We start from the raw sequence: 1581 nt of genomic DNA on the forward strand, positions 1-1581 counted from the left end.
CATTAAAGATGCTGCGGAATACAAAAAAGAGACTACAGACATCTCTAAACAGGATACCCTAGAAGAAGAAGATGTCGATAGCAATGAGTTAAAGGAAGATTACGAAGAAGGAGTAGAAATGCCAGAAAATGTACTGGATCCTGAGCCAGTGCTTGATTTGGGTGCTCAAGAAGAAGAATAAGTAGTTTTAGGGGTTCACCCTGAGGTGAGGAAAGTTTTGCCAAGGTTGAGAATGGTAATGGTATACAATGATAGCCCTAAGCTTGTCGGTTTAGAATGGTAGTGGGGTGCGCGGTATCCGCTGTGGTCTAGAATTCTTTGACAGTTTTCTTCCAAACCAATGACTTATTCAATCCTTCCACTTCTGCGCTCGTTACTCTACTGCCTACCCCCTATCGCCTACTGCCGGTGGGTGTGGTGATTTTCTTCTTGTGTTAGTCATCCGAGTCTCAAGGGTGTGAGTATCTCTACTATAGTTTTTCATCTTCTGCTCACACCACCGGGCAAGCCCACACCCGTTTTACCGGCGTTGCTGAATCAAGGAATGAATGCGCGACATTTGGTTTTGGTCAAGCCCCCTAAATCCCCCAAATTTGATACTGCTGGCGAATTTAACATTTAGTAATATCAGCCTGAAGACAGCAGTCTTTATAGCCCCCCAACCCCCAATTCTGGGGGAGCATGAACTTAAAGTTACCCATCTGCTACTCTTGTGTAAACAAATATTAATTTCGCCAACGGTATCAAATTTGGGGGACGCAAGAAAGTCTTGTTCCCCCCAAAATTGGGGGGCTAGGGGGGCAAAACCATACCCAGAATCAGCAACGCCGTTTTACCGGCCTCTGGCATTGATTTTTGGTTTCATTGGGTAACTCAATCAGGTAAACAGGGCGTTTGCCCAATCGCAAACGCCCTACAAGCCTCCATCTACCGTACCCTTTAAAGAAGGAGGACTTTTGAGATTTTCCAAACCGAAAACCCTTATGAAACCCAACTATCGACGTTGTCTTAGCTGCCGTAAAGTAGGACCAAAACAAGAGTTTTGGCGTATTGTCCGAGTCTATCCGTCACGAAAGGTACAATTAGATCAGGGTATGGGTCGTTCAGCTTACTTATGTCCTCAATTGAGTTGCCTAGCGGCGGCTCAAAAGAAAAACCGACTGGGGCGATCACTGCGCGCATCGGTGCCAAAAAATCTGTACGAAACTTTATGGCAGCGTTTAGCTACCATGCCAAGCCAACCCAATTTAGGTAATTAAAGGGTGAATAAGCGCGGCAATTGCTTCCATGTATGTTTGTCCGGTGAACATAAGTAATCGTTAGTATACAAAGGAAGTCATTAGTTCTATTGATGCTCTGGTTTCAAAAGGGAGGTGAATTTACTTCGATTATACGCTAGCTACCTTTAAAGGCATACGTGCTGATTAGGCGGTTTAACCGAATCGTCAATGTATAATGCTGCTTGGCTTTTTTCACAGGAAAGAAGCACGCGATAATAGATAAACTTATCAAACTACCGTTGAGGTGAACACACCAACGAAAAAGCATGGATGGTTGATTATCTGTTGAGCATCGCTTATC

Annotated in this window: 2 protein-coding genes; both read left to right on the forward strand. The window is 44.3% G+C overall.

The annotated features are described in order from the left end of the window. The coding region (locus F6K49_RS47550) for a hypothetical protein (RefSeq protein WP_293109531.1) at positions 1–181 on the forward strand (181 nt) is incomplete at its 5' end. 802 nt (positions 182–983) lie between these two features. Continuing rightward, positions 984–1259 (forward strand): YlxR family protein, encoded by a 276-nt coding sequence (locus tag F6K49_RS47555; protein ID WP_075904775.1) that lies wholly within the window; start codon positions 984–986, stop codon positions 1257–1259. Positions 1260–1581: the final 322 nt, after the last annotated feature.

The sequence above is a fragment of the Moorena sp. SIO3I6 genome (genome assembly GCF_010672095.1).

Coding starts and splice junctions, on each gene's coding strand:
- F6K49_RS47555 (WP_075904775.1), top strand. CDS start 984: ATGAAACCCAACTATCGACGTTGTCTTAGCTGCCGTAAAGTAGGACCA.